Genomic DNA, 8755 nt, shown 5'->3' with positions numbered 1-8755 from the left:
CCTCTGCCGTCTGCGCCGTCCGTGCCGACCCCGCTGGGCTTTGGCGACGCCGGCTTCGACGGCCGGTGGGCCATCACGGGGCGCGACGCGAGAGCTTCGCGTGGATCCAAAACGGACCGAGAGTAGCACAACATATTGTGCAGCTCGCGGTCGCCGTGCACGACCGCTGGGCCCGGAGTCACGCGCCGGATCGATGCTGGTCTCGCGCGGTCGTGAGTCGAGCTCGCCCTTCGGGGCATTCAGGGAGCGCGAGAGCGCTCAGTGAGGTGCCGGCGCTTGCGCGGCGAGGCCGCGGGCGCGCGCGAGGTTCCGCTGGTAGGCGGGCTCCCCGGGGTCGAGCCGGGCGGCCTCCTCGAACTGTTCGAGGGCGCCGGCGAGATCGTTCTGGCGTGCCAGCTCGATACCGAGGACGCTGCGGTAGTAGGCGTTCGCCGGGCGCAGACGGACCGCGGTGCGGTAGTGCTCGAGGGCGCCGGCGACATCGCCGGAGTCGGCGAGCGCGCTGGCGAGGTGGAAGTGCGCCTCGACGGACTCCGGCTCGACGGCGATGGCCTGGCGATAGAGGGGGATCGCCTCGGCGGTCTGCCCGAGACGGCGCAACCCCACCGCCAGATCGCGCAGGGTTTCGACCGACCGCGGGTCGAGCGCGAGGGCGGCGCGCAACCGGGCGAGTGCCTCGCCGGTCTGACCGTCGACGAGCAGCGCGTTGCCCAGCGCCGAGAGGTAGGTGGCGTTTCGCGGCTCGACCTGCGCGAGGATCCGGAACTGGGCGATCGCTTCGCGAGGGTGACCGCGTCTCAGCAGCTCCGTGGCCAGGGAGAGCGGGGGCGTCGGGACCCCGGCCGACTTCCCTGCGGAGTCGCTGTAGAGCGACAGGGCGTCGTGCCAGACCCGGTTGCGCCGCACCGTCGCCACGGCGAAGAGCGCTGCCACGACGAGAACGAAAGCGGTGACGGCGAGGGCGCCGAAGCGAACCTTCGAGCGCAGCGCGCGCACGGCGAGGCGCGAGCAGAGCAGAGCCGCGACGAGGACGAACCCTGCCGACGGCAGGTAGAGGTAACGCTCGGCGAACGGCTTCGCCGGGAGAGCGGCGATGTAGAACGCCGGTGCGAGCGGCACGACGAGCAGCACGAGTCCGAACGCGACGAGGGGGTCGTGCCGCCAGGCCCACCAGCAGGCCACCGCGAAGCCGCCCGCCACGGCGAGAGCCAGCAGGGCGGCGGGCGAGAGGAGCGCTTCGACCGGCCGGAACGTGTGCCAGAAATTGAGATCCACCGGCAACAGGAGCGCCCCGAGGTACTGCCGGAAGAGATCCAGGGCACTGAGCGCGAGCTGGATCGGCGTCAGGTCCCAAAGACTCCCCCGGCGCACCAGTGTCGACTCGAGGACCTCGTGGCGCACGATCAGGTAGACCGCGACGGCCAGGAGATAGGGCGCCCAGCGCCGCCCCAGAACCTTCGGCGTGCGGCGCGACCGCCCCAGCAGGAGGTCGAACGCCGCGAAGATCGCCACCAGCGTCACCGCCGTCTCCTTGCACAGCAGGCTCAGGCAGAAAGGGATCCAGGGTGGCCACCATCGGGGCTCGGGCCGGGCCTGTTCGCGAATGTAGAGCGCGAGCGCGGCCAGACCGAAGAAGGTGAAGGTGAGCTCGGGCACGGAAGCGACCCAGGCGACCGCCTCGGTATGGATCGGATGGGTCGCGAAGAACAACGCCGCGATGACCGGCACCGGGAGCCAGGTGAAGGAGACCCGGGCCGGGGCGGTCACGACGGGGTCGGTGCCCGGGCCGGCGCGCAGCAGGAGGCCGGCGACGAGAAACAGCAGCGCCGTGTTGGCGGCGTGGAGGAGAGCATTGACGAGGTGAAAGCCCCAGGCCTCGAGACCGAACAACTGGAAATTGACGAGGTAGACCAGGTGCATCATCGGCCGGTAGTAGTCGGTCGTGGTGCGGCTGGCGACGAACGCCCAGACACTGCTCGAGAGGATCGTCGGGATCTCGCCGACGTCCTGAATCCAGGGGTTCATCAGCACCTGGTGCTCGTCATCGTTGACGAAGGCGCTGCCCAGCGTGTTGGCGTAGACGCCGAAGGCGACGGCGGCGATCAGGAGAAGCTGCAGAGTGAGAGGCGTGAGCCGCCGGCGCCAGCCCGGCGGAGCGCAGTCGCGGCTCTCTATCTCTCGCGCCCCCGGAGCGCCGACGCCCGGGCCCCTGTCGACCCGGCGGCGGCGTGCACCCGGCACCCTGGGCGCGCGGGAGGGTGAGGTGCCCATGGCCGGGAAGATACCGCTCCCGGCGGTTCGACCGCCCCGACCGGAAGGCTAGGTTGCAACGGTTCGGGAAGCGCTAGGGCAGCTTCGCGGTCATCCCGTCGATCGCGCCACGGGCGTCGTCGAGCAGGGTGGCGATGGCGCGGATCTGGGCGTTGGCCTCTTCCCACCGGCGTTGCTCGATCGCTTCGCGGATCGCCGGCAGAGTCTTGACGCCGTAGCCGGTGTACTGGCCAGGGGCATAGATCTGGTGGCGGTACCAGGGGCGGCCGGGGAGGCCGCCGTCGGAGGTGAGCCGGCGCTCGAAGGTCCGCAGGAATCGATTCAGCTCGCTGCGAGCCGCGCCGTCCAGGCCGCGTGCGACGGCTTCGGTGCGCGCCTTTTCGAAGTCACCCGTCGCCTTTGCGAACAGCTCCACGGCGTTGTGGAGCGGCGCGAACTCGAGGAACGGCACTCGATCGAGCGCCGGCGGCGCGACGAAGGTCTGCCGTGGGTCGGCGGCGAGCTCGAGGCTCCGGTCTGCGAGCAGACGGGCGCGCTCTTCGGACTCCTTGCGCAGCCGCAGCGCGAGCTCGCCGAGCTCGGACGCGTAGTCGCCGATGGCCTCGGCGGTGCGGTCGAGCGTGAACGGCAGGACGTCGGCCTCCGACAGGCGCAGGGTGAGCCGGCCGTTCACCTGCGCGGCCTTGGCGACGTAGGCAAAGCCGGGGTCGCCGTAGCGCTCGTAATGGGCGATCGAGTCGTAGATCGAATGGTACTGCCCGTACTGCTCCTCGCCGCCGAAATCGACGTTGAGCGCCGCGATACCGACATGCTGGAGGAACGGCGTGAAGTCGGAGCCGGAGCCCAGGGCGCCGATGCGCAGGTCGCTCCGGTTGCGCAACCGCTGGCGCGCCTCGTCATCGCCGTGGGCGATGCCGGCGGCGCGCGTGCGCTCGATGACCGGCACGGCGCGCTCCGGATCCAGGACCGCCCGCCCGACCTCGTTCACCAGGCGCTCGAGAGAATGCGATCCGGCCGCCTGCAGGAAGCCGCGGGTCACCGAGTCGGTATTCAGGTAGGCGACCGCCTTTTCGCGCAGCTCCGCGAGGTGGGTTTCGGCCCACTCGGTGGAGCCGAGGAGCCCCGGCTCCTCCCCATCCCAGGCGGCGTAGACCAGCGTGCGCCGTGGCCGGAAGCCTGCCTTGGCGAGGGTGCCGATCGCCTTGGCCTCGGCGAGCAGGGCGACCATCCCCGACACCGGGTCCGTGGCGCCGTTCACCCAGGCGTCGTGGTGATTGCCGCGCAGGATCCACTCGTCCGGAAGCTCGCCGCCCGGCAGCACCGCGATGACGTCGTGGACCGGCTTCAGGCTCCAGTCGAACTCGAGCTTCAGGTGGACGCGGGCGGGCCCGGGGCCCATGCGGTACGGCAGCGGCAGCGCGCCGCGCCAGGCCGGCGGCGCCATCGGCCCGGCGAGCGCCGCGAGCAGCGGAAGGGCATCGCCGGCCGAGATCGGCAGCACGGGAATCCTGGTCAGAATGTCGGCTTCGGTGAGCGGCAGACGGACGGCCTCCTTCGTGGCGCCGACCCCCGGGGTGAGCGCATCGCCCGAGTGCCGCGGCATGTCGGCGACCGAGCCGCGCTGTACCGAGTCGCGGGCGCGCCAGCCGCCGTTGGGCCACGGATCGCCCTGGGTGTAGCCGTCCTCGGCCGGGTCCGAGAAGATCAGGCAGCCGATCGCGCCATGCTCCGCCGCGACCTTGGGCTTGATGCCGCGCCAGGAGCCGCCGTAGCGGGCGAGCACGAGCTTGCCGCGGACCTCGATGCCGCGCAGCGCGAGCTCTTCGTAGTCCTCCGGCAGGCCGTAGTTGACGTAGACCAGCTCGCCTTCGACGTCGCCGTCGATCGAGTAGATGTTGTAGGTCGGGAGCTGCTCCGTCTTCTGGCCCGAGGTCGCGTCCTCGGCGAGCGAGCCCTCGTCGAGGTGGGCGCGGAAGGGGGTCGGCGCGACCATCTCGAGGCTGCGCAGCTTCGGCGTCGGGAAGAGGACGTCGAAGGTCTCGATGCGGGCCTCGTAGCCCCAGCTGGTGAAGAGGTCGCGCATCCACTCGGCGTTGGCGCGCCCCCACTCGGAGCCCACATGGTGCGGTCGCGCCGCGAGACGCTCGAGCCAGGAGCGCAGTTCAACCGTCGAGATGAGATCGTCGAAGGCGCGCTCGCGCTCGAGCTCGGCGCGGCTCCCCGCCGCCGAGAAGCCGAGCAGAGGCGCCTCGGAGGCGGGAGGCGAGGCCGCCTGAACGCCGATGGCGAGGAGAACGGATACGGCTCCTGCAGAAAGGGCGACCCGACGCGACGAACCGATCGACATAGACTCCTCCGAATCGCGAATCATGGCACGAGGCTCGCAGGGGAGATCGGGATCGAGATCGAGATCGAGATCGGGATCGGGTTCGGGATCGGGGCCGGAAGCGACGTCGGGAGCGAGCCGGTCGTCGCATCGATCGCCCGCGAAGGCGGCATCGCCGCGCACCAGGCCGAAGGCCGCGGCCACGTGAGCCGAGTCGATTTAACGAAAGGGGGCGTCAAATGAGCAAACTGGTTCGAGGTCTCGCCGCAGGCTGGGGCGCGAAGAAACTCACCGGCGGTTGCGGCTGCTCCGCCATTCTCGTCTTCATTCTTCTTTACTGGCTCCTCGGGGAGTCGGGGATCCGGATCTTCCAGTGAGCGCCGGAAGAGGCCAGTAAGGGCCTCGCCGAGGAGTTCCATGCAAGGCCGCGCCGCCGGCGTGCCGGGCCGGCCGCAGGGCTCAGCCCTTCGGAGCCGGCGCCGGGAGGTCGCGGGCGGGGCAGACCGAGTCGAAGCCCTGGTTGTGCGAGCCGTCGCAGAACGGCTTGCTCTGGGACCTGCCGCACCGGCAGAGGGAGATGACCGTCCGGCCGCCCAGTCCGAAGGGCCGGCCCTCCTGATCGACGAGCTCGATATCGCTTCCTTCGACTTTCAGTGAGCCGTTGTTCCTGACGGTGATCTTCATCGAGTCCTCCTCCGAGGTCGTGCGTGCCCGGGCAGTCTACCCGGCCGGCGGCAGCGAGGGGGGCGGGTGGAGGAGCGATCGGCCCCGCCCTCCCCGTTCGGACGGCAGAACCCGGGTGCATCTCCTACGTAGAATGAGGCAAGGAGATCTCCATGCGCCCGAGTTTCGTTCTGCTGTCCGTTGCCCTTCTTGCCGCCCCGCTCGCCGCCGCCGCCCCCAAGGTGGCCGGCGATGCGCCGTCCGGGACCAACCTCAATATCGAAGACGTCGCGGTTTCGGTTGCGCGCTCGCTCGACCGGACGGCCGATCCATGCAGCGATTTCTATCGCTTCGCCTGCGGCGGCTGGCTCGACCAGGTCGAGCTTCCGGCCGACGAGAACCAGTGGGTGCGCTCGTTCTCGGTGATCCACGAGCGCAACCGCGAGCTGCTCAAGGGGCTGATCGAAGACGCCGCGAAGAACCCCGCCGGGAACGCCGAACGCCAGAAGGTCGGCGATTTCTACGGCTCCTGCATGGACGAAGCGGCGGTCGAAGCCGCCGGGCTCGCGCCCGTCCAGCCCTGGATGGCGAAGATCGACGCCGCCGCGGATCGTGACGCTCTCTTCGTCCTCTCGGGCGAGATCCAGCGCCTCCAGGCGGCGCCGTTCTTCGACGCCGAGGTCTTCGCCGACCTGAAGGACCCGAACACCGTCGTGGCGCACTTCTCCCAGGGCGGCCTCGGGCTGCCGGAACGTGACTACTACCTCTCGACCGCCGCCGAGAAGAAGACCCTGCGCGCCGCCTACGAGAAGCACGTGGCGAAGATGCTGGTCCTCTCCGGACTGCCGGCGGCCGAAGCCGCGAAGCAGGCGAAGGCGATTCTGGTGTTCGAAACCGCCCTCGCCAAGGCGTCGCGTCCGATCGAAGCGATGCGCGACGTGCAGAAGCTCCACCACCGCCTCGACGCCCCGGGGCTCGCGAAGCTCACGCCGAGGCTCCCCTGGGAGCGCTATTTCGCCGCCTTCGGCCAGTCGGACCTCACCGCCATCAACGTCATGACTCCCGAGTTCTTCCCCGCGCTCGAGAAGGAGATCGCCAAGGCGTCGCTCCCGACCCTCAAGGCCTACCTGCGCTACGAGACGCTCTCGGCCACCGCGGGGCTCCTCCCGGACGCGATCTACCAGCAGCATTTCGACTTCCAGGGCCGCACGCTCGCCGGGCAGAAGGAGCCGCAGCCGCGCTGGAAGCGCTGCATCCAGGCCACCGAGCAGGCGATGGGCGAGGCGATCGGCCAGCTCTACGTGAAGGAGCGCTTCGCCGGCAACTCGAAGGAGCTCGCGCTCGACATGATCCACGGCATCTCGGACGCCTTCGCGGCCTCGCTGCCGGCGCTCACCTGGATGGACGAGACGACGCGCCAGGCGGCGCTGGTGAAGAAGGGGACCCTCGCCTGGAAGATCGGCTATCCGGAGGAGTGGCGCGACTATTCGAAGCTCACGATCACCCGCGGTCAGCTCTTCGCCAACGCCGTCGCGGCGCGCGGCTTCGAGGCCTCACGACTCCTCGCCCAGGTCGGCAAGCCCGTCGATCGCAAGGAGTGGGGGATGAACGCCCAGACGGTGAACGCGAGCTACAACCCGCTGCAGAACGCCTTCACCTACCCTGCGGGCATCCTGCAGCCGCCGTTCTTCCACAAGGACTTCCCCGTGGCGATGAACCTCGGCGCCATGGGCTTCGTCATCGGCCATGAGCTCACCCACGGCTTCGACGATCAGGGGAGCAAGTTCGATTCCAAGGGTTCGATGACCGATTGGTGGACGCCCGCATCGGTCAAGGGCTTCGAGGAGCGCACCGCCTGCATCGAGCAGCAGTACAGCGCCTACGAGATCGAGCCCGGAGTCAAGGTCAACGGCAAGCTGACGCTGGGCGAGAACATCGCCGACAACGGCGGCCTGAAGCAGGCCTGGGATGTCCTGCAGTCCCGCCAGAAGGAGCGCGGCGAGGGGCCGACGGTCGCGGGCCTCTCCGAGGATCAGCTCTTCTTCGTCGCCGCGGCCCAGGTCTGGTGCGCCGAGGCGACGAAAGAGGCGGAGCGGCTGCAGGTGCAGACCGACCCGCACTCGCCCTCGAAGTTCCGCGTTCAGGGTCCGATGGTGAACCACCCCGGCTTTGCCGGCGCCTTTTCGTGCGCGCCCGGCACGCCGATGAACCCGCCGGCGAAGTGCGAAGTCTGGTGAGGTGATTTGATCCGGGCAACTCCATAGCTATGGAGTTGCCCGGAATCTGCAACTCGACAGCTGTCGAGTTGCTCGGTTGATCTCTGCAACTCGACAGCTGTCGAGTTGCTTTGATCACCCGCCGATCTCGACCTCGACCCTTTGACCCAGCTTGAGCGGCGTCGGCTCGTCGAGGCGGATCTTCACCGGCAGGACCCGGGTGTCGGCAGGCTTGCCCGGGTCCTGCGGCTTCAACCGGCGGCCCTGCACGCTGTCCGGAATCTCCTCCACCGTGCCGCGCCAGCGCTCGCCGTCGAAGCCCTCGGCGGCGATCGCGACCGCCGACCCCGGGCGGAGCTTGCCGGTGTCGAACTCGTCCACCTCGGCCTCGATGCGCACCCGGGCGAGATCGGCGATGGTGACGATGCCGGCGCGGGCCTCGATCGACTCGCCGGCGTCGACATGCCGCACGAGGACCACGCCGTCGATCGGCGCCACGATGCGGCGCTTGGCGATCTCGGCTTCGAGCCGCGTCGCGGCGGCTTTCGCGGTCGTGCGCCGCGCCGCCGCGACCTCGAGGTCGCGCACCGCCTTGTCGCGCCGCGAGGCGGTGTCGACCTTCTGTTCATAGAGGCTCTGGGCGCGGTCGCGCTCGGCCTCGGCCAGGCGGATCTCGGCTTCGCTCTCGACGATCCGGGCGGCGGCTTCGGCGAGCTGGGCGCGCAGGTCGTCGCTGCGCAACTCGGCGATCAGCTGGCCCCGACGAACGCGCTGTTTCTCGGTGACGGCCAGGGTCACGATCGCCCCCGCGACTTCGCTCGAGACCAGGATCTCGGCGCCGGGATACGTGGTGACGCGCCCTTCCGCCACGACGCGCTCCGCCGATGGGGTGGCGAGCTCGCCCCCGCGGTCCGCGACGGCGGACGGCCCGCCCGTGCCCTCGGCTCCGAAGAGGCCGCGGATCTGCACCGCGAAGAGCGCGATGGCGGCGAGGCCGGCGAGGACGAAAAGCGGAGTGCGGGCATTGCGGCTCATGAGGCTCTCTCCTGGCGGGTATCTGGACGCGGTGGACGGCGCGTGGTGACGCGCGCGGCGAGCGATGCGGCGGCGGTCTCGGTGACGATGCGGCCGTCGCGGATCTTGACGACACGATCGGCGATCGTGCGCACGTTCGGATCGTGGGTGACGATGAGCAGTCCCCGGTTCTCGCGCTTCGCGAGCGCGCGGAAGAGCTCGAGGATCTGGGTGCCGACGGCGGAGTCGAGGTTCGCGGTCGGCT

7 protein-coding genes are annotated in these 8755 nt (G+C 69.9%); 2 read left to right on the top strand and 5 right to left on the bottom strand.

Features of this window, described 5'->3' with window-relative positions; translation table 11 throughout:
• Window positions 1-258 precede the first annotated feature (258 nt).
• Together KBI44_20290 and KBI44_20285 are read right to left on the bottom strand one after the other, a co-directional pair.
• Window positions 259-2271: a tetratricopeptide repeat protein gene (locus tag KBI44_20290; GenBank protein ID MBP9146821.1), complete on the bottom strand. Its 2013-nt coding sequence runs from the start codon at window positions 2269-2271 to the stop codon at window positions 259-261.
• Between the two features lie 73 nt (window positions 2272-2344).
• Window positions 2345-4618: a M28 family peptidase gene (locus tag KBI44_20285; protein MBP9146820.1), complete on the bottom strand. Its 2274-nt coding sequence runs from the start codon at window positions 4616-4618 to the stop codon at window positions 2345-2347.
• A gap of 218 nt (window positions 4619-4836) precedes the next feature.
• On the opposite strand from KBI44_20285, the gene KBI44_20280 reads away from it, so the two are divergent.
• Window positions 4837-4974: a hypothetical protein gene (locus tag KBI44_20280; protein MBP9146819.1), complete on the top strand. Its 138-nt coding sequence runs from the start codon at window positions 4837-4839 to the stop codon at window positions 4972-4974.
• A gap of 82 nt (window positions 4975-5056) precedes the next feature.
• On the opposite strand, the gene KBI44_20275 is transcribed toward KBI44_20280, so the two are convergent.
• Complete coding sequence (locus KBI44_20275; GenBank protein MBP9146818.1) at window positions 5057-5281, bottom strand: CDGSH iron-sulfur domain-containing protein; 225 nt, start codon at window positions 5279-5281, stop codon at window positions 5057-5059.
• 152 nt (window positions 5282-5433) lie between these two features.
• On the opposite strand from KBI44_20275, the gene KBI44_20270 reads away from it, so the two are divergent.
• On the top strand, window positions 5434-7497 hold the full coding sequence (locus tag KBI44_20270; GenBank protein ID MBP9146817.1) for a M13 family metallopeptidase: 2064 nt from the start codon (window positions 5434-5436) through the stop codon (window positions 7495-7497).
• Window positions 7498-7611: 114 nt separating this feature from the next.
• On the opposite strand, the gene KBI44_20265 is transcribed toward KBI44_20270, so the two are convergent.
• Complete coding sequence (locus tag KBI44_20265; GenBank protein MBP9146816.1) at window positions 7612-8511, bottom strand: efflux RND transporter periplasmic adaptor subunit; 900 nt, start codon at window positions 8509-8511, stop codon at window positions 7612-7614.
• On the bottom strand, window positions 8508-8755 hold a 248-nt coding region (locus tag KBI44_20260), incomplete at its 5' end, for a hypothetical protein (GenBank protein ID MBP9146815.1). The genes KBI44_20260 and KBI44_20265, both read right to left, overlap by 4 nt.

Source organism: Thermoanaerobaculia bacterium (assembly GCA_018057705.1).
GTDB lineage: Bacteria > Acidobacteriota > Thermoanaerobaculia > Multivoradales > JAGPDF01 > JAGPDF01.
The sequence above is the reverse complement of the archived record's forward strand: the minus strand, read 5'-3'. Positions and strand labels throughout refer to the sequence as shown.